This is a genomic window from Sphingobacterium chuzhouense, from assembly GCF_014692525.1.
GTDB lineage: Bacteria > Bacteroidota > Bacteroidia > Sphingobacteriales > Sphingobacteriaceae > Sphingobacterium > Sphingobacterium chuzhouense.
Genome location: NZ_JACNYL010000001.1, coordinates 105923 through 126503 on the forward strand (window position 1 = coordinate 105923; position 20581 = coordinate 126503).

A 20581-nucleotide genomic window follows, 5' to 3' on the forward strand; every position below is an offset into this window, starting at 1 on the left:
ATTATCTACAACGGTTTAACAGTTATTTCACGGACTTTAATAGCTTTCCGTACCTCTCCATTGGCACTCTTATATTGGAAATCTGAGTAAATCAATAAAAACTTATCGTTTCCTGTCTGTAATAACTCGGGATAACCACAAGTTAGCGTATTTCCATCCACTCCTTCTAGCCAGGGCAACATTTCAAAGGGATCGGACCATTCCTCTCCTTCTTCATCCAAAGCGATACGTATCTGTAACCCCGGCCGACCAGAGGCCAACACCAAGGCTCCATTATCCAATTGCTTTAATTTGGGCAAGACGCCGGCTTTGGTAAAGGCAGTAGGTTTACTCCAACTTTTTCCTTGGTCAGTCGATCGGCTATAATACATCGGGCTATTACCCAAACCGTCGGTTGTGCGTATCACGGACAGATACGAACCGTCCTGCAAGATCTCAAAAGCCGGCTCCGTCCACCCCAATGCATGCCTTTGTCCTCCTTTGGGATCTTTTATCGGATCATAGTGATAAGGGATACGCCCAATAAATGACCAACTTCTCCCAACATCCTGCGAACGGTAAAAAGCTACGTCCGAAGGCGGTACCGTTCCGTTTACAAATGTAAAGCCGGGATATACGCCTGCGATGATAGAACCATCTTTCTCCAGCTTCATATCACCCCACCACACGACCGGCAGTAAATCGTTGTCGGAATACCGGACCATATTCGGTTCGCTGATATCATTATGTTCCACTACCCATTCACCACGCTCCTTTGTTCGCCTTTGTATGTATACTCCCTGTAGTTCCTTAGGTAGATCTTCCGTTTTCCAAAATCTAAATGTACGTCCGTAAGCTTCCTTAACCGTGGCGATAGGCTCGGGTAGATGCAGGTCTTTCCTAGGAATAGCTGGTGGAGTATGAATATTTATATATTCACCGTTTCTTAATGCGAGTCCTCCTCCTACTGGCTGTCTATCCATTTGTGTCCAGGTTTTGCCCTTGTCGTTTGAAACGGCGAATCCATTTCCTCCTTTTCCATAGCTCTCGGCATCATCTTTTGCCATATTCCATCGGGCCACAATTTCACCTTGATCGGACCAGTATAATCCGGGGAACTGAAAGAAGCCCCACTTGTAAGGCTTATCAGCGACAGCGACCACGATAGGTTCGCCAAAATCTATTTTGAAACGGTTCCTTCCATCTTTCTGATAAACATATTCAGTTTTACCATACGCCGGGATACCCTCTTTTAGCGATGTTCCTTCAAAATCTATCCGATGATCCTGTACGTTGACAACGGCTTGTTGCGTAGTACACCCTGCTAATAAAAAGAACAATCCGTAAATAAATTTCATCCTCATGTTTTAATGTTTTCTAATATAACTACAACCTTTTCACCGTCACTTTCCTTACTTTGATTGCTTTACGTCTTTCACCTTCAGGCGTCCGGTGCCAGAAATCCGAATACACGACCAAAAAGCTATTGTCATCTACTTTCAGAAACTGCGTGTATCCACACGAAAACACTTCATTGGGTACCCAGGGTAGCATCTCGAAAGGTTCAGACCAGTCATCGGTATTATTATTCAGCATAAAACGCAACTGTACACCCGGCCTGCCAGAGGCTAATGCGACGATACCGTTATCCAGTTCCAAAAGTCTTGGCAATACACCCGCACCTGTAAATACCTTCGGTTTCGACCAGTTTATTCCCCTGTTCGTGGAGGTGCTTACATACATCGGGCTTTCACCAAAACCATCTTGCGTACGTAATACCGACAAAAATGTACCATTCTGCAGTGCGATAAATGCAGGCTCGGTCCATCCAAATGCATTACGCTTATTGCCGTTAGGGTCTAACATCAGGTCAGGTTGGTATGGAATGTTCCCTTGCTTAGTCCATGTTAACCCAAAATCTGTCGATTTATAAAACGTTACACCGGATGCATCTATCCCTCCACCTGGTTTCGTCTCGAAAGTCGGGTATGTCCCTCTGTATATTCCGTCAGACAATTCTTCCATATCACCCCACCATACTACTGGAAAAAGATTGCCATCCGCGTAGCGTGCTAAATTTGGATGTACCAACGTGCCCCGTTCAGCAACCCAGGAAGTCTGCCCTTTCTTGATTCGGGCTTGGTATGTACCTTGCAACTGCAAAGGCAATTCATCGTAGTTGTAAATTTGAAAAATGCGGTCATAGTTCGACCCATCCTGTAAGGTGGCCAAAGGAGCAGGAAGCTCAAGGTCTGCTAAGGGAATGGCTGTAGGGGTTGTTATCGTAATACGATCGCCGTTACTTAATACTATCCCTCCGCCGGTAGGAGCTCTTTCCGCACGTGTCCATGTTGCTCCTTCGTCACTGGATACCGCATTATTACCAGTCGTCGCCTGTCCATAACTCTCTGCATTGTCGTGACTCATGCTCCAGCTGATAGACATTTGACCCGACACTGCGCGTCGTATACTGGGAAAATTGAAAAACCCCCACGGCAATTCCCGATCTGCCACAGCGACAATAACCGGTTCACTCAATTCTACTTCTAACAATTGGTGCCCGTTACGGATATATTTCACCACCTGCTCGTTGTAAGCAGGTATACCGGCTCTAATAGCCGCTATATTGGGACTTTTATTTTCTGTCCATTCTAAGGTATCTTTTTCTGCTACGACAAGCTCTCCTATTTTTCGCACACGGAATGACTTTATGTTAGAGGTATGCCCCCCTACTAAGACAGATACATTGATCTTTGCCCCCTCAGCCAACTCCGGAACTTTCACCGAAATAACACCATCAGATAGATCCAATACTTCGCCCATGATCTCTCCAAATTTTACCTGTACACCTTCAGGACTGCTGCCAAATCCACTTCCCTGTATTTTTACCGTAGAGCCGGCCGCTGCTACATTCGGTAATATCAAATTAACCGATAACGCATTCCCTTCACCGTTTGTATCCGGCTCTTCTGTTTTCTTCGTGCATGATGTCACATCCAAAAGGACGAACATACATAGCAAGTTCAATAAAATAGTTTTCATCTGTATAATTTGTTTTTTTCAATTTATTTTACGGTCTGCTAAAGCCATGCAATACCGCCGGATGATTGCCTTTTATATCCTCAATCGTCAGATTAGTACCATTCCCCAGTACCTTTATCAGATCATAAGCGGCTAGTAACCCGGGTGTTTCCGCGGTAACCCGAGGTGACAACATATCCCCTACAATCTCTTCCGGACTGAGCGTCTTTTTATAGAAACGCAATCGCGCTATCTCACCAGTGAAAGACTGTCCAGCACTACTACCGGTCGGCGATGCTTTATGTCCCCCGACAGCTAGATCAGCGATATTCGTAGTTGACAACACCGTAGCAGGAAGTGTTCTTGAACCCAGAAGCACGCCATCCTTATACACGAGCATTTGTTTGTTTGCTATATCATAAACTGCAGCAATATGCATCCATGTATTTGTAGAGACAGCGGGCACATTTATGGCCTGAGTGCCGCCATTGTAGACCAAATCTGGATAAATATTTCCCGTGTTTCCTAAAAATGCTAATCCATAACCCGTATTGCCATAGTCTCCATAACCAGAGGTATAACGTTTTGCGAAAATTCGCTGCGTCGCGGCAATAGTGGGCGTCCGTGCCCAACAGGTCACCGTCATGGCCTCTCCGGCAGCGATGTCAAAGTCAGGATGATGAGGAATAAGCATATATTGACTGCTAGTACCGTTAAACACCAACCCCTCTATGACTTCAGAGAAGGGCAAATCGCTGTACTCCGTATAAAATGTATCCAGCGCATTCTGAACCGGAACATACCCTGTTCTATACTTTAGATTCCCGTCGAACCTGTTGAGATAGACTATAGATCTTTCTTCTATGGGGACTTCTATCACGCGGGTATCACCATCTGCCCCATCATATTCAAGCTCAATCTTAATCGCTCCCTCAAAAACACTTTTCCAGGTTATATCAAGCTGATTGGAAGATTCGACGTATGCGGCGACATCGATCAATCTATTATTTAGACTCTCCCGATAATTATCCCCATATACCCTACTGGAAAGTTCCGTAGCTAGTGATTTGTTCTTACCGTCTACGGTGGTGGTTACCAGCTCAAATGTCAAGAAGTCTTCAGGAAGATCAGGCAATTGTATTTTTAGTTCTTGCCCGACACTATTGTCCGGAATGGTATATACGACAGAGTCCGTTCTTGATCGCCAATACACCGTCATCGTCTTGGCTTTTGAATCATTATTCACAAACACGAGTTCTGCCCTTTTATCCCCCGGATAGACCTTGACTTCATTTATTCTGGACAAGTAGGTTGTTTCTCCTCTTTGCAGGTATTCGTCATGGAAGTCATTCATGTTGTCACAAGAAAAAAACAACGGGAGGATCAATGAAATCCTGAAAATATATTTAATAGTATTTTTCATATCTTGTTATATTTTAGTCCTGAACTTCTCCCCAAAAGGTCATCTCCATCACTTGTGTATTTTGGGACCCGCCCCAGGTATCGAGCACGTACCAACGTATATATTGTACAGGTGGAATACCTAGCGGAAAGTTCCATTCTTCCCCATTGTAATGCCCATAATTTCGATCATCGTCATTTAATTCGTTCAAAGGCAATCCGGAAGGCTTGATGGATTCAAATTCGCCCAAGAATATCCATGTACTGAAATTCTCGTTTACATTCGGAGTATTGGATCCCCACAGCTGAAACTTCTTAGGATGTGCAAAGTTATAGAGTAAATTAGGTTCTAGCCTGTTGTTAATTTTGAAACGACTGAGCTTGGCCACTTGCCCCATATTGAAGGTATTGTCGTGTGTATAGCTGGCATATCCTCCTGTTCCGGGTGCAATTGTACCATTCCACAGGTTTTCTATCGCCCACTCGCCGGCCTGATAAGCATTGTATGGTATTCCCGGTGGATTCCAGCGGGTAAACTTCGATTTGTCCAACTGTTCTTCAAACATCGGCGTCGCACTTACATACAGCGTATCGGACAAATTATCCCAGCGATCCCTAAAATATAACCCGAAAATGCGCTCTTCAGGACTGAACCCCCTTACATTGGCACTTCCCTCTACGGCACCCGAGTAAAATCGATCCGCTTCCGACCACTCTTCTACGCCATACTCATTCGTAGTCGTCAGCACCGTCAACACCACCTCCTCTTCATGAGGATTCTTCCAATTGACACGTATACCTCCAAAATCATCCCTAACGGTTACACCCTCGACCATGTCAAATACCGGTGCGTCTAAAGGTTGGATATCGACTGTTACAGGCGTAGAGGCATTATCGCTCTTGTCATACGCTATGAGTTCAATTTGCTGAGCTTGAGATTTGCCAAAGCCATCCAATGTTATTTTCCGATTAAAGACGGATGATTTTTGCTCTTTCGTTTGTCCATTGACGGTATACACCGCTTTGACGTAGGAAAAATCTTCATCAGTCGGTATAGTATAGTGGATGACACTACCGCCCGGGATATTCTCCACTGAAGTTCCCGACACCGGTCCCGGTGGGACATCGTCCATCGCATACTGGCCGATATAATCTTCTCCACATCCCCAAATCAGGAGCAGTAAGATCAGATATAATATATTTTTTTTCATCGTTATATAGTATTATATGATTTCTATTTTCCTATTTACCATCCTGGATTCTGCAGCAGGTTTGTATTCCGTAGCATCTCATCTTGCATGATTGGCCACAATATATCCCGTAAGGTGTACTGACTGCGGTTGTGTGTAATTACCTGATAAAATTCCTGCGGTGTTTCCCCTGCTATATTCCACCCCCGAACAGGTTGGTTCATATACTGGATTGATTTCTTCCACCTTCGCAGATCCCAAAAGCGTTGCCCTTCAAAGGCTAGTTCAATATTCCGTTCCTGATGGATAATCTCCCTCATTCCTTCTTTTGTAGTTGGCTTTTGCGGAAACTTCGAGTGCTGCGTCCAAGAGTCTACAACACCACTTAGACCGGCCCGTTGCCGAATAAGATCGATATAGTGGTATACATTTGCATCAGGTGACGACAAACTTTCGTTGAGTGCCTCTGCATGGAGTAAATACAAATCTGCCAGACGAAACAATGGGAAATCGAAACGCATACCGACATACGCATCCTTACCTGTATAGGCCGACCGATAATTCGACAGCTTTTTGATATAATAACCTGTGGTCGAATAACGCTGGTTACCGATCATCCCTCCGGTCATGGATTTGGCTCTGAGATTCAAAGGCCATTGTGCATTCTCATCTGTTCTTCCTAAACCAAACCACCAACCGCCATCGACACCCAAGGAACCATAAAACCGAGGTTCACGGTTCAAGTGCAAACCGATAGTACGGTAGCCCGGTTGCATATATGCTTCCTGATCTGCCGGAACAAACGTTAAGGTCATACGATCGTCATAGGCATAATCCACATCCTCTTCAATCGGCACCCCATTGTTCGAATAAAACAATTCGGCCATCTTCAGCGTGGGTATAAACCACTGATACACTATATTTTGATGATCAGCGTGCAGTCGGGGTATCGTGCGCAATTCCAATCCAAGATCTTGGAGATTTGGACTGCTGCTATTAAAATCAGATAAACTCCAGATCCGCTCCTCATTGAACTTATCGGCTATGATCTGCCCCACCTGTATGACGCCGAGCGTCTCATTACTGACATTAAAAGTCGTCTGATGATGATATAATCTAATCCCGGCCTCATGTGCAATGTCAATAGCTTCTTGGGCGGCCTCAGCCGCTAATGTCCATTTATTAGGATCTTCGACCGGATTAAACAGCACTATTCCACGCTTATCGATCATATTGGCATAATCCTGATTACCGTTGAAAAACGGACTCGCTGCCGTAACCAATACTTTGGTCTTAATCGCTGCCGCAACCGGTTTAGTGATACGCCCCGCATCAGATACCGTATTATCCACTTGCAAATCCAAATTTGGTATGGCTTCGTCCAATAGTTGTACGATGTATGCCACGACCTCATCTATGGGTTCCCTATAGACCATTAATTCTTCTGAAGGAGCAGTGGCCGGTATATTTTCCCTAGCAACAGGAATGGGTCCATATAGTTGCATGAGATAGAAATGATAGTAGGCTTTCAGCGTCTTTACCTCAGCAATCCATTTTTCCCGCTCATAGCTATCCAAATCCCTTGCCTTGTGTACATTGGCAATAAAGGTATTACAATCCCGAATAGCTTTCCATAGCGCAGACCCACCTTCAATATTATGCCAATAACTATACAAGGGTCTCGTCACATTATTTCCATTAATCGCCAGCTCCCGGTAATATTGTCTCCAACGTTCTTGGGAACCACCATCAATAAATTGGTGAATCCAAAGATCGTCACCTGCGGCAAAGCCGGGGTCATAACGTGTTCCATTTCTTGGAATTTGATTATAACAAGTCGCTAATGCCCTTTGGGCACTCACCCTGTCCTTATAAGCATCGTCCATTGTGGCTATATTATCCGGGACAACATCCAGATATTTTTGGCAACCATACAACGAAATGCTTACTATAATGGTTAAAACTATTTTTATTAATGATCTCATAACTGACACGTAATTATAGTGAACACTGAATTCCAAAATTGTACACCTGTTGCAGGGGATACCCTAAACCGTTACCTCCCATTTCCACATCCCAAAGCTTGAACTTGGAAAAATTATACAAATTGGTTCCGTTTATATACATTCTTATCTTCTCTATTCCAATTCTTTTGGTCAAGGTTTCTTTGAAAGTATACCCCAATTCAACCTGTTTGATACGCAAAAACGATCCATTACGCATAAACCAAGTACTCACTTTGGTGTTATTTGTACTGGCGATATCGCTCAATCGTGGCCAAAGTGCTTTCAAATTTCTATTATCTTCAGACCAATGATCATCCACATAGGCTTGGAGCAGCTGATTTTTTTGTCCGGTAGCTAATGAAACAAAAGGAGCTGTTGCATCTGCATCTATCCAAAAGGAAGATTTGGCAGACCCTTGAAAGAAAGAAGAGAAGTCTACACCATTGTAACCCAATGAGAATCCAAAACCATACGTCATCCGAGGAATGGTAGGATAACCGATAGGCACCATATCCAGATTCGTGATTACGCCATCCTGATCAATATCCTTATACTTGATGTCGCCGCCTAATACCTCGCCAAACTGCTGCGGCGAATTATAGGCCTCCTCATCATCGATAAACAAGCGTTCGGCCACAAAACCAAACTGTTGTCCGAGGGGTATGCCCACACGAGATCGCCACGGAAATGCGCTGTAATTGGGTTCTTCATATTTGATATATTTACCTTCCGCATAGGTAAAATTCCCCCGGCCCGAGATAAACCAACCATTGGCAAAGTTCTTATTCGCCTCCAAGGAAATGTCGATCCCTTTACTCTCTGCTTCGCCCACATTCGCTTGCGGCAAAACAGCCACACCCATTGTATTCGGCGTATGTGCTCGTGTCATTAAGATATTGTATCGATGCTCTTTGTACAGGTCAACAACAAGATTAGCCATATTGAAAAGTCCTATCTCCGCACTGAGGTTTAATTTCCGGGATGTCTCCCAAGTAATATCCCGGTTCTCCAGACGTCCTTCCGTCACGCCATTTATCCTGTTTCCAAATTCGGATCCAAAGGTATACCCCGCCGACGATACATTCGGATTGATTTCCGACAAATAGAAAAACCTGTCTTCCAGACTACCGATGGCATCATTCCCCACCAGGCCATAGGTTCCACGCAACTTCAGATTAGATATGATCCGCTGTATATTGCCATTCCAAAAAGGTTCTCTCGACACATACCAAGCGCCCCCCACGGATGGGAAGAAGCCAAAACGATGCTCTTTAGCAAAACGTTCGGAACCATTATAACCAAAGTTCCCTTCCAAAAAGTATTTATCTTGAAAGGCATACGTAAAACGCCCAGCTAATCCTAGGTTTCTTCTGGCTAGTGAATTTTGTAAGCTACCGGCATTCGCAGAAATTTTGTTCTGCATATTATAGACCAACATACCACTGACCGAATGGTCTGTCCCAATATCTGTGCTATAGCTCAAAATACCCTGAAAATAATCTTCGGAAGTGATCTGTTTGGAATCCTCTGTATAGGTCAGGTACTCGTGCGCAGTTGTCGGATTAAGATTGTTTAATATATATTCACCTGTCTGCTTGTCATAAGCTGATAAAATATAATAAAACGGAGTATACGTACGGGATACCTGATAATAATTGTACCGTGTGGTATTGTACATTCCACTGGCTTTCAATCCGGGTAATATGAAATCCAGATCCTGTTTGACTTCAAATTGTGCTAAAAACATGGCATTGGTATAATCGCGATATCCCCGCATGAGATTCGCATAAGGATTTAAATACTCTCCTGCGCCAGCATTTCCAAACAAGATATGTTCGGTTGTGAGATTCTTAGCATCCGGCTCATAATAGGCGGGAAATAATACCGGATCCGTACGGATAATCTGTCTATAAAAGTCTGCGCCTGTACCTAAGGGGCCTGTATAGTCTGTCCAGGTCGAATTGAGACGGACAATCGCTTCGGTCGTTTTGGTCAGATTGATATTCACATTGGAACGTAGTCCATACGTTTTCAGATCAATACCGTTGTTAAAGTTGTTGCGATTGTCTACTTTGAGCATACCGTTATCCTTATTGTATGTCGCAGCTACATAATAACGTGCGACCTTTCCACCACCATTCACATTTAAGTTGAGTCGATTATTAAAGGTCCGGTCTTTTAACAATAAAGATTGCCAATCTGTTGCCGGATAAATCATCGGATCTTCGCCAGCCATAGTGCGTTCTATTTTTTCCCATTGATACTGTCGTGTTCTTCCCCTCGTTAAACTCGACTCATTTGCCAGATTCATATACGTAATCGGATCGGCCAATTCAATATTTCGCGTAGGTTGTGAAGCCGATGTTTCATAACGTAAGGAAATACTTGCTTTTCCCTCACGGCCTTCTTTGGTAGTAATTAAAATCACACCATTAGCCCCTCTAGCACCATACAAAGACGTGGCTGTAGCGTCTTTCATAATCGAAAAACTCGCCAAATCATCAACTTGCAAGCGTGCCAACTCACTGGCCGGCACTTCTACCCCATCCACCAAGATCAAGGGACGATTGGAATACCCAAAACTGGTTACTCCACGAATAAAAAAGTCTGCGTTATCAGCACCCGGCTCTCCACTTTGCTGGAAAGCGATCAAACCAGCGACACGACCCGCCAAGGCAGTTGTCAGGTTACTCGATGGCACTTTCAACTCACTAGGTCTTACCGTCGTTATGGCCCCTACTACACTTTCCTTCTTCTGCTGGCCAAATGCGACTACTGTTACTTCGTCCAGTTCATCCGTGACAGGCTGTAACGTCACGTTGATTTCTGTCCGACCCGCTATTGGAATCACCTGTGTTGTATAGCCCACATAACTAAAGACAAGCTGTGCATCCCTGTCCACCATAATCTCATACTTTCCTTGTTCATCAGCCAGTACACCACGCGTGCTACCTTGCACGGTCACTGTAGCTCCCTGTATGGGCTCGTCTTTCTCATTCAAAATCTGTCCTCTTACAAGATGTTCTGTTTGCTGCGCGTGCAGCAATGTAGAAAACCCTAGCAAAACAAGGATGTTTAGCAGTATCCTAAGATATGCTAAAATAAATGTTGCTTTTTTTAATGATAGCATTGGTTAAATATTAGTAGTTCTGTATTCAAGTTTATTATATAGCTCGTTAGTCGATTCAGGTTTGCCTTCTAACGATCCCTTATACTATACAAAGATAGAATCGTGTGTTCCGCAGGACTACTATTATTATTCTCTTATATGATATTATATTTTAATCTCCGCTATAAAATCTCGGTTTCTCTCATGTGGAATAGCAAAACTTAGATCAATATATTAGGTTATGCTACTTGACAAGTCAATGAAAGTCTTATTTAATTGGTTACATATTATTTTAGTAGCGATTTTGAAAAAGAAAAAAGTCAATGCAGCTACATTGACTTTGTCCTCATGGCAGAAAAATAGATTATGCTTATCGTGTCGAAACACCAAAATTGATATATTTCACTTCCACGTATTCATCCAATCCGTAGCGTGAACCTTCTCTGCCAACACCAGATTCTTTGATCCCACCAAACGGGGCTCCAGCAAAGGAAATCCGTCCTTCATTCACGCCCACCATACCCGCTTCAAGCGCTTCAGCAACACGCCAGCAGCGATGCACATTACTACTATAAAAATAGGATGCTAATCCAAACTCCGTATCGTTCGCCATTTGGATAGCCTCTTCCTCCGTGGTAAATCTAAACAACGACGCCACCGGTCCAAATGTTTCCTCTTTGGCGATTAAAGCGTTTGATGGGACACCTGCAAGTACCGTAGGTTCGTAAAACAATTCTTTGATAACCTTCCCTCCCGTCAGTATACGAGCACCTTTGTCAACAGCATTGGCTACGTGTTCCTGTACTTTATCCAATCCTTTTTTATTGATCAAAGGTCCAATTTGTACGTCGTTGTCCAAGCCGTTGCCTACTTTCAACGCTTTTACGGCTTCTGTCAGCTGTTCTGAAAACGCTAGAAAAACCGAATCTTGTACCAAAAAGCGATTAACGGCCACACAAGTCTGTCCAGCATTACGAAACTTCGCAAACATAGCACCTTCAACAGCAGCCTCGATATCTGCATCTTCAAATACAATGAACGGCGCATTGCCACCAAGTTCCAAAGAAATCTTTTTCACATTTTCTGCGGCTTGCTTCATCAGTTGTTTTCCAACAGACGTTGATCCCGTAAAGGAAAGCTTTCTGATCAACGGATTTGTGCTTAATTCATACCCAATGCCCGAAGAATCTGTTCCCGTAACAACGTTTAATACACCGGCCGACCATCCCGCCTTTTCCGCGAGAACAGCAAGAGCCAATGCTGTTAAAGGTGTCTGTGACGCCGGACGGTGCACCACTGTGCAGCCTGCTGCAATAGCCGGGGCGATTTTTCTCGTGACCATCGCTAACGGGAAATTCCATGGTGTGATGGCAGCAACAACCCCCACGCCCTGTTTAATGGTCAGTATTCTATTTGACATCTTCGATGCAGGCACGGTCTCCCCATAAGCCCGCTTGCTCTCCTCCGCAAACCACAGCACAAAAGAAGCACCATAATCAACTTCCCCCAGGCTATCCGTCAATGCTTTTCCAGACTCCAATGTAATGATCTCCGCCAGCTCCTGCTTATGTTCCATGATCAATCGATACCACTCTTCTAACATAGCAGCACGCTGCCCCACATCACTCACCTTAAAAGAGCACCAAGCTTTATATGCTACGTCTACTGCTTCATGTACGTTGGATACCGTTAGATTCGTTACTTTTTCAATAACGGTACCCGTAGCTGGGTTTACGACATCAAATGTATCTGTTCCTGCTACCCATTGTCCGTTTATAAATGCTTTTCCGGTTATCAGTTCTTTGATGTTCATATGATGTATATTTTTAGCCCTCTCCGATATAGGGGAAAACTGTATTTCTTATAAAACCGTGGCTTGGATAATTTGTTTATCGTTTATTGAAAACAAATTTCAGTTTTTGTGCGGTATAATCTGCAAATTTACGATCGGAAGAAATAAGCGTGAGTTTCTCGGTAATGCCGTGGGAAATGATCGCGTGGTCGAAAGGGTCGTTGTGCCCATCAGTAATATCGAGTCTTGAAAGAGTTTTGGTATGCTCTTCTCCGAAAGCGAGTATCTTGATGTAAAAATCTTTTTCGATACGAGCTATTATCTCTTTTGCTTCTTTGATGCCTTTAGGCTTGACCTTACGAATACGATATAATTGTAACAGTTCGACGACAGAAACAGCACTCACATACAATTGGTTAGTATAATCTTCCATAATAGCCATTGTTTCGACAGAAAGATTATCGTACTCTCCCAAAACAATAAACGCCAAAATATTGGTATCCAGCAAATACCGTCCCATACGAACTATTTCAAAACTGCCCGCATATCGGTTATTTCTCCTGGATCTTTTGCCGCTTTAAGAAAAGCCAACCAAGTTTTAGAAACCTTTTTCCGTTTTACCAACTCTTCCGCCTCTGCGATGAGTTGATCGATATTTTCTTTGTCTATTTTCTTTTTAGTCGTTTTCATATGACCTCCTAGTTATCACAAAGATAGACAAAAAACCTCAAACAGCTATCTCCTCCTCGCCACAACCTCCCATTCCCCCACGACAGCATTATTTTCCACGACCAATAATTTATCATACAATGCCACCGTCGGACAAATGTGGATAGGCAAAGCATACAATACATCACCTACTTTAAATTGATGCCTTTCCCCAGCATCTAACACGAGATGTTCTTCGCTGTGGCTTACCGGTTTTAAATGAGGAGCATTTAGAAAAAACACCCTATTATCCAATGGATTTTCGGATGCTATGGCTTTATAGCCCAAATCGACACAAATCGTATTTTCCGAGGGTAAAGAAACTACACGTGTCATCAGTACAGCCGCCGGAAGAAAATTTTGCTCCGGCAACGTATTTGCATACCCTTTATCCCATAACACGAATGTACCTGGACTGCATTCAACCTCCGGATATTGTGCATAAATCGGAAAGGAGGGCGAGCCGCCGATAACCACGCGGGGTTTCGTAAAGCCTTCGTCCAACAATCGCTCTATTAACCTAGCAATAGGCTTATAATTCCGATCACAAATATTTTTACGCTCTGCTATATCTATTTCGCGCACATGACCATCATACGCGTGAAAACCTTTCACGTTCAACCCATCCACCCCACTGCAAAATCGGTATAGTTCGAGAGCAGCGTCATCATCCGGTAATATACCTGTACGCCCCATCCCTATATTCAGGTCTATGAATACATCTATCTGTATCTCGTTTTGAACAGCGATAGCCGATAGATTCTTTACAGCATCCACATAATCGACTATAGCGGAGAAACGCGTCTGGGGAAAATGTTGAACTAGTGTCACAAACCGCTGTAGTTTTGCTTCATACAACGGATAAGCCAACAATACGTCCGGCACACCACACTCTCCTAGCATTTCCGCTTCGGCAATTGTTGCACATTTAAACTTACTGATACCGGCGTTTAATAGCAGTTCGGTAATTTCTTTCGTTTTGTGCGTCTTGGCGTGAGGCCGCAATCTATTGATGTCATCAATCATGTCTTTAAGCACCTCGATATTGTGTTGGACACGATCCGGATAAACCAATAGTGCCGGTGTATCTACCTGATTTTCTATATAGAGATTATACCAGTTCATTTTTATGTTGCTCAATTTGTTTCAACAGTACATTCCTAATTTTAGCTTCTGCTGATTCCTCTAGAAAACTTGTCCGACAGCGCCAAGTCTCATAACCTCCCAAAGCAATTTCATGCTGTGGAGGTACGTATCCTACATAGTCATTGGCTAGACAAACGGTAAAATATTTCCCTTGCGGTGCCAATGCTTTTAACGCCAGCCCGGTCTCCGCAAAAAACTCTCCTCCCAAAGCACCTATTATGCCAGTACCTATACGAAAAGATTGGATGTAAAACGTTCTTTGTTTTGGAAACTCTGCCAATAAAACCTGCTCCCGGGCATAAATACGTCGATAACCGTCCTCATTTAATGTAATAGATTCGTAATCCGTATCGATGACCATTTGTTTCGCATTCTCTAATTCTTGTTCAGACAGCTTTCTGATGCCTACAGGCAGTTCATTGTACAATGCTTCCAAAGCGGGGTATTCTTCCCATTGGAGGTTCTGTAAGTCCCGCAACACTTTATCCGATAAACCCCGTCCGATAAACTCACTTTTACGGTGTGATCCAGTTGGATAACGACCAGTATCTATAAAATCCCAGATATTTATTTCGCCGCTGGTACCATTACTCATCATCGCCACGAAGCTATTATCGCCTTCTGACAGAACTTCTTCGAGCCGTTTCGCGAAACAACCGAAATAATCCGCACTGATAGTGCCACGTTCGAGATCACCTACATAATGCAATGAATAATTCGCCAAGAGTGCTATCCATTGATCATCCAATCCTTTAACGCCCAGATAAGCTAATTGCGTATCCGGGGTAGAATTTCTTTCTAAAATGTGTTCTTCAGCTCCAAACGGATTGGTCTTCACCAAATCATATCCGCCTGTCACCGGATTAAATGCTTTATATTCGGGAGCCATCTTGTACCTTCGGCACAATACATGTTCCGGTGCATCTACAGTGCCAAAAGCTATTTTCGCTTCACGAAGATTAGGGAGGGTTTCAATAACAAGATCGACCAAAATCCTATGAAGATTTTTTCTGTAAGTGAGATCAGCATGCCCCATCAACAACTCTGTAATCGCCCCCGCCGAGTGGGTATGTGTACTGGAAATTAGCATATGGGATTGGGGTATTCCCGTAGCCTTATGGATATCGGCCTTTACTTCATCTAAAAAATCCTGTTGCATAGCGCAGATATCCACTACGACAAACATTAATATCGTATCGCTCTGCTTTAACACTACAGATTTTGCATACAATCGATCATGTATTTTATTGGCATACCTCGTTTGGAACTCTCCGTTGATTAATGTGCCTAACGGTGGTGTAATGTCTTTTTGTAAAGCCGCAGCTTGAAATGAATTATTAGCCATTTTTGTTAATATTACATTGGGCGAATGTAATCACCCTACCTTAACGCATTTCTCAAAAAACGCAACCAATTTCCATGAAATATATTATCTATATCCTGCTCAGTATAACCTTTGTTGGACAAAAGATACGTATATTTTTGTAAATCCGCGATGGAGTTCATGTCCCATGGAGACTGCTCAGTACCAAAGATGCCATCCAGATCACTTCCGATACCGATATGCAACGAATTTCCAGCTATTTGGCAGATATGATCCCAATGGTCAATGAGCATTTCCAATCGGATATCCAGTTGCCAGGGATCGGAAACCGTATCGATGAACCGTATATCCATTGCCCAACAATCCAGCATACCGCCGATAACCGCATCCCGTTCGATCAATTGCTTAATTTGCGCATCGTTCAATTGCCTTTGATTGGGAACGATTTTACGAACATTATGATGACTGGCCCAGATTGGTCCTGCATACCGTTCCATAGCTTGAGTAAAGCCTTCGTCCGTTAAGTGTGTCACGTCCAATATCATGCGCAACTCACCCATAATCTTCATTAATTCCAACCCTTCCGGATGGATCCGTCCGGCTGTTTTTGTGCCATCCGCATATCGTCCTGGACCAAAATGCGACAATCCTATAGCTCGAAGTCCATATTCATAAGCCTCATACAAATAGTCCGGTGTAACCAGCGAATCCGCACCCTCTAAGCTCAATAAAAAGCCTACCGGTTTGGTCTCATCTGCAATCGTTTCGTCGTTCCAAAGCTTAATATGGGCGTCCATGCCTCTTTTGTCCACAATCTGCACCATTTCCCCCTGCTTCTCCATTTCCCTGTACCAAGTCAATTGTGCTTGTGTCATCGCCCATGCCTGTGCAGGTGAATTCCACCCCGTCAATGCGCTGTTGAAAGGATTGACACGAGCCAACTGTGTTGCTACTACAAAACCAACTTTCCCCTTTCTTAACTCCGGTAGACAAACGGTACCTTTCCCTCGATCCGGTTTATCTTTCATATTCATTTCTTTCAAACGTATATGTTCTAAAGGCATAGCCAGATCGCGGTTCCACTCGATGGCGTTCATAGCCAGATCCAAATGGGCATCAACGATCAAACGACTCATGAGGGTATTTCGTAATTAATTGCTGTATTTCTTCACTAAACTCCTTGAAAATTTCCTGCCAATGTTCCTTTTCTTTTAGATCATAGGTATAAAACCCTTTACCGTTATCCATTCCCGTTTCTTCTTTATCTCTCTTTTCCTGTAAAATTTTGGGTAGTGTCACTATGTTGGATAATTCGCGGTTCAAATCTTTCATCACCATGCCATAGGCATACGTTCCCATCAAATCCATGTATCTAAAATTTCCAACAAATGGCAGATAAAATCCGGCATCATTCCGACAGGCTCTATCCACACTTTCGACGGATGCAAAATCATTCTCCACCAAATAGATTCCTTCACGCAGCATAGCTGCCATCAATCTGGCTCGGATACTAAACCCATGCTGCACTACATAAGGATCTTTCTTCCAATATGTTTTCAGCCACTTTTCTACATCTGCCAAGCTGGCAGGATCAGTATACTGATTGGCAATGACTTCTGCAAAAAAGGTTCGGGGAACGGGATACGTCCAGTTTAACCCCAATAGCCTTGTCTTATTGCGCATGTGCGTTTGTATCTCATCCAAACAGAGTCGCTCTAGATTGACGGCTATGATAGCATCATCGGCACACCTTTCCTCTACTTGCCTAATAAGTTCCTGTTTTTCTGCCAGTTGGTCAAGCGTGACCAGTACCACCAATTGGCTGCATATCTTTTCCGGCCAATCTGTGACAATATTTAGGTTTTTGCTTTCCGGCAAATACGCACTAATAGCTTCTCCTGCCTTTTGCCGATTTTCGGTCAATAGCGTTGCCGCATATCCCGAAAGCAATAAATCAGATACGATACTGTATGCCAGTTTATCCTGACCGATGACCATGATCGGGTATACCATTCCATTCTTTGCAGCCATATTATTCCATTTCTTTTAAAACTGCCTCACTTACCTCAATAGCGTGATCGATATCATTCTCTGTATGTACTGCAGATATATACCAAAGTCCCCGACCAATCACCCGAACGCCGCGGTCATGTAATCCCGCGATAAACTGTCTGAGCTTTACTTTATCCGTCTGGAATGTTTCCCTATAATTTTTTATGGTAGGCAATGAGGTAAACGCGGTATTGAACATGGGACCCGGTCCTTGTACCTGTAAGTTTTGTCCTGCTTGCTGTGCAGCCGCTTGCAAACCTGCTATCAAACGATTTCCCAAGCGGAACATCCGGTTATGCGTATCTGAATCCTGTTCCAACACCGCAATGGTCGCCAATGCCGCCGCTACAGTTGGATTACTGGTATTCATCGTACCCGCGTGGATTACCCTTGCCGATACAATCTCGTCCATCCATTCCCTCTTGCCTACAACAGCGCTAATCGGGTATCCGCTAGCAATGGCTTTAGCAAAAATGGATAGATCTGGTGTAACATCGTAATATTGCTGTGCCCCTCCTAATCCCAATCGAAATCCGGTAATAACCTCATCAAATATCAAGGCTATACCATAACGATCGCAAATAGTACGCAATCCTTGCAAAAAGCCTTCATGAGGCACGATACAGCCATTATTGCACATGATCGGCTCTGTAATAATCGCCGCCAATTCGTTATGCTTTTCTGCTACGACACGTTCCACTAAAGCCAAATCGTTCCACGGCAGAACAACAAAATCATCCTTACTATTGGGAGATAATCCGGCGGACCACGGAAACACATTTGGGCTATCTTCATCCCCCAATGCATCAGCAGACGCCGTGCTGATACCCCAGGCAACATTATCCAACCAACCATGATAATGCCCTTCGAAACGCAGAAACTTATTCTTCCCCGTCTTCGACCTAGCAACACGGAATGCCGTTTGAACCGCTTCGGAACCATCTAAGCAAAAACGCATCAGCTCTGCCGAAGGAATCAATTGGTTTAATTTCTCCGCTAATTCAATCTCTTTGATATGTTGTCCGGCAAACAATTGTCCTTCTCGGGAATATTTTTCGACTGCCTCCAACACTTTCGGATGGGAATGCCCAACAATTAACGGCCCTTGGCTTAATGTGAAGTCCAAGTAGTCGTTACCATCTACATCATATATATGTGTCCCTTCACCATGTGTATAAAAGATAGCATGAGGATGGTTGTATTTCCTAAATTCGGATGACACGCCCCCTGCTAAGACCTGACTGGCTCTATCCAATAGATCCTTAGATTTTTGATAACTTCTTCTCTTCATTATATGCCTTTTCCCTAATATATTTCTCTGTATAACGTGTCGCTAAATCATAAATTTCCTTGTTGAATCGCGCGAAAGCTTCTTCCCAAGCCTTAGCCTGTTTTTCATCATAATGATAAAATCCTTTGCCATTGTGTATACCTCTCGCCCGTTCTGTTACCAAAGGCCGCATCAGATCCGGTACATCTGTACGATTGCTCAATTTTGGGAGGATACCCTCAAAAGAATCAATGTAATCAGCAAATCCCATAAAGTCCAGTCGTCTGAAAATCCCCATCAAGGTTATCCATGACCCCACATCATATCGAAAAACCTTATCGGCGTCTTCCATCGTGGCATCACCATTTTCAACTAACGTCAATGCTTCACGATAAACCGCATACATCAGCCGGTTAGTAATAAAGCCTCGTATATCTTTTCTCAAAAGCGTAGGCTCCTTGCCCCAACTTTTCCCCAATTCCATCACCCGCTTGGCTATATCTAGATCTGTCTTTGCTCCACATGTGACTTCCAAAAAACGGGTCATATAAGCCGGTTCTGCCCAATGTATGCCGATAAATCGACTGGGATTGGAAACGAACTGCTGCAGATCGCTGATTGGAATAGCTGAAGTATTCGAGGCTATAATGGCTTCTGGAGATACATGATCTGTAATTTGATGATAAACCTTATTTTTGATTTCCATATCTTCAATTACACATTCCTGTACAAAGCTGCAATCCTTTATTTCTCGGTAATCTTCCGTCACCATGAGGTTATGCACGCAATAATCCAAACCTTTGGGCAGTAGATTAGCTTTGTCTGCATGTCGTAGCAAGGTCACAATATGCTGAATGGCGGGATTCTTTTCTCCTGGTATGGGAGCTAAGGCCACAACACGATATCCGGAAGCCAGTAAGGAAACCACGATACTACTCCCCATCAACCCAAGCCCTACAACAGCAATTTGTGTGTTTAAGCGATCATTCGTCTTCATGGGTACCGGGAAGCTTTACAATACAATCTATCTCTACACAAATTCCCTCTCCCAACACGGACTGTACCGTTGTTCTCGCAGGTTTTACGTCTCCAAAAAAGCGTGCGTATACATTATTAAATCGATTAAAATCGTCGATATTAGATAAATGAACGGTACTTTTGACCACATCATCCATCGTGGCACCCGCAGCTTGAACAATGGATTTTATATTTTCCATCGTGCGGGCTGTTTCTTCCTCTATGCTCCCCAGGATAAAAGTAGAGGTTTTGAAATCCACCGAAGCCTGTCCGCTGATAAAAAGAAATCCGCCTGCAATAACACCATCAGAATATGCTCCGGTAACGAAAGCCGCTTCTCTATCGGGGTGTACAATTTTCCGCTTACTCATATACAATGTTTTTGGTTTATTTTATGTGTATACTGTTATAGCAAAAGTACATTTACGGCATTCTCAGGTCTATTACATTTGTTCTTAATTGTAGTACTATTTTTCATTCGATTAAATCTGTTTTTTTAATCGAATGAAGCTTGCATAAATTATTTATATATTTTGTTTATGCGATTTATGCAGGTTTCAATAGGG

The 20581-nt window shown here is 43.5% G+C and carries 16 protein-coding genes; all 16 read right to left on the minus strand.

Annotated elements, in window-relative coordinates; genetic code table 11:
- Nucleotides 1-5: 5 nt before the first annotated feature.
- The 16 genes from H8B21_RS00455 to H8B21_RS00530 all read right to left on the minus strand — a co-directional run bounded on the left by H8B21_RS00455 (nucleotide 6) and on the right by H8B21_RS00530 (nucleotide 20386).
- A complete protein-coding gene (locus H8B21_RS00455) occupies nucleotides 6-1343 on the minus strand; it encodes a sialidase family protein (RefSeq protein ID WP_190311834.1) in 1338 nt (445 codons plus the stop codon).
- 22 nt (nucleotides 1344-1365) lie between these two features.
- Nucleotides 1366-3021, minus strand: a complete 1656-nt coding sequence (locus H8B21_RS00460; protein WP_190311835.1) for an IPT/TIG domain-containing protein — start codon at nucleotides 3019-3021, stop codon at nucleotides 1366-1368.
- A 28-nt stretch (nucleotides 3022-3049) separates the two neighbouring features.
- Nucleotides 3050-4423 carry a DUF4998 domain-containing protein gene (locus H8B21_RS00465; protein WP_190311836.1) on the minus strand — a complete coding sequence of 458 codons (1374 nt, stop codon included), beginning with the start codon at nucleotides 4421-4423 and terminating at the stop codon, nucleotides 3050-3052.
- Nucleotides 4424-4436: 13 nt separating this feature from the next.
- The gene (locus H8B21_RS00470) at nucleotides 4437-5612 is read right to left on the minus strand and encodes a DUF5000 domain-containing lipoprotein (protein WP_190311837.1); all 1176 of its coding nucleotides are present in this window, start codon (nucleotides 5610-5612) and stop codon (nucleotides 4437-4439) included.
- 35 nt (nucleotides 5613-5647) lie between these two features.
- Complete coding sequence (locus H8B21_RS00475; RefSeq protein ID WP_190311838.1) at nucleotides 5648-7576, minus strand: RagB/SusD family nutrient uptake outer membrane protein; 1929 nt, start codon at nucleotides 7574-7576, stop codon at nucleotides 5648-5650.
- A 13-nt stretch (nucleotides 7577-7589) separates the two neighbouring features.
- On the minus strand, nucleotides 7590-10727 hold the full coding sequence (locus H8B21_RS00480; RefSeq protein ID WP_190311839.1) for a SusC/RagA family TonB-linked outer membrane protein: 3138 nt from the start codon (nucleotides 10725-10727) through the stop codon (nucleotides 7590-7592).
- Between the two features lie 349 nt (nucleotides 10728-11076).
- Nucleotides 11077-12519: an NAD-dependent succinate-semialdehyde dehydrogenase gene (locus H8B21_RS00485; protein ID WP_190311840.1), complete on the minus strand. Its 1443-nt coding sequence runs from the start codon at nucleotides 12517-12519 to the stop codon at nucleotides 11077-11079.
- Between the two features lie 76 nt (nucleotides 12520-12595).
- The gene (locus H8B21_RS00490; protein ID WP_190311841.1) at nucleotides 12596-13018 is read right to left on the minus strand and encodes a type II toxin-antitoxin system VapC family toxin; all 423 of its coding nucleotides are present in this window, start codon (nucleotides 13016-13018) and stop codon (nucleotides 12596-12598) included.
- A 5-nt stretch (nucleotides 13019-13023) separates the two neighbouring features.
- The gene (locus tag H8B21_RS00495; protein ID WP_190311842.1) at nucleotides 13024-13188 is read right to left on the minus strand and encodes a hypothetical protein; all 165 of its coding nucleotides are present in this window, start codon (nucleotides 13186-13188) and stop codon (nucleotides 13024-13026) included.
- Nucleotides 13189-13233: 45 nt separating this feature from the next.
- A complete protein-coding gene (locus H8B21_RS00500; RefSeq protein WP_190311843.1) occupies nucleotides 13234-14331 on the minus strand; it encodes a D-TA family PLP-dependent enzyme in 1098 nt (365 codons plus the stop codon).
- Nucleotides 14318-15697: a neutral/alkaline non-lysosomal ceramidase N-terminal domain-containing protein gene (locus H8B21_RS00505; protein WP_190311844.1), complete on the minus strand. Its 1380-nt coding sequence runs from the start codon at nucleotides 15695-15697 to the stop codon at nucleotides 14318-14320. Before H8B21_RS00505 ends, H8B21_RS00500 begins: the two co-directional genes overlap by 14 nt.
- A 35-nt stretch (nucleotides 15698-15732) precedes the next feature.
- Nucleotides 15733-16812, minus strand: coding sequence for a dipeptidase (locus H8B21_RS00510; protein ID WP_190311845.1), 1080 nt, complete (start codon nucleotides 16810-16812; stop codon nucleotides 15733-15735).
- On the minus strand, nucleotides 16793-17707 hold the full coding sequence (locus H8B21_RS00515) for a 3-hydroxyacyl-CoA dehydrogenase NAD-binding domain-containing protein (RefSeq protein ID WP_190311846.1): 915 nt from the start codon (nucleotides 17705-17707) through the stop codon (nucleotides 16793-16795). Before H8B21_RS00515 ends, H8B21_RS00510 begins: the two co-directional genes overlap by 20 nt.
- A gap of 1 nt (nucleotide 17708) precedes the next feature.
- The gene (locus tag H8B21_RS00520) at nucleotides 17709-19019 is read right to left on the minus strand and encodes an aspartate aminotransferase family protein (RefSeq protein WP_190311847.1); all 1311 of its coding nucleotides are present in this window, start codon (nucleotides 19017-19019) and stop codon (nucleotides 17709-17711) included.
- On the minus strand, nucleotides 18991-19995 hold the full coding sequence (locus H8B21_RS00525; protein ID WP_190311848.1) for a 3-hydroxyacyl-CoA dehydrogenase family protein: 1005 nt from the start codon (nucleotides 19993-19995) through the stop codon (nucleotides 18991-18993). Before H8B21_RS00525 ends, H8B21_RS00520 begins: the two co-directional genes overlap by 29 nt.
- Complete coding sequence (locus H8B21_RS00530) at nucleotides 19982-20386, minus strand: RidA family protein (protein WP_190311849.1); 405 nt, start codon at nucleotides 20384-20386, stop codon at nucleotides 19982-19984. The genes H8B21_RS00525 and H8B21_RS00530 overlap by 14 nt, the downstream gene beginning before the upstream one ends.
- Between the last annotated feature and the right edge of the window lie 195 nt (nucleotides 20387-20581).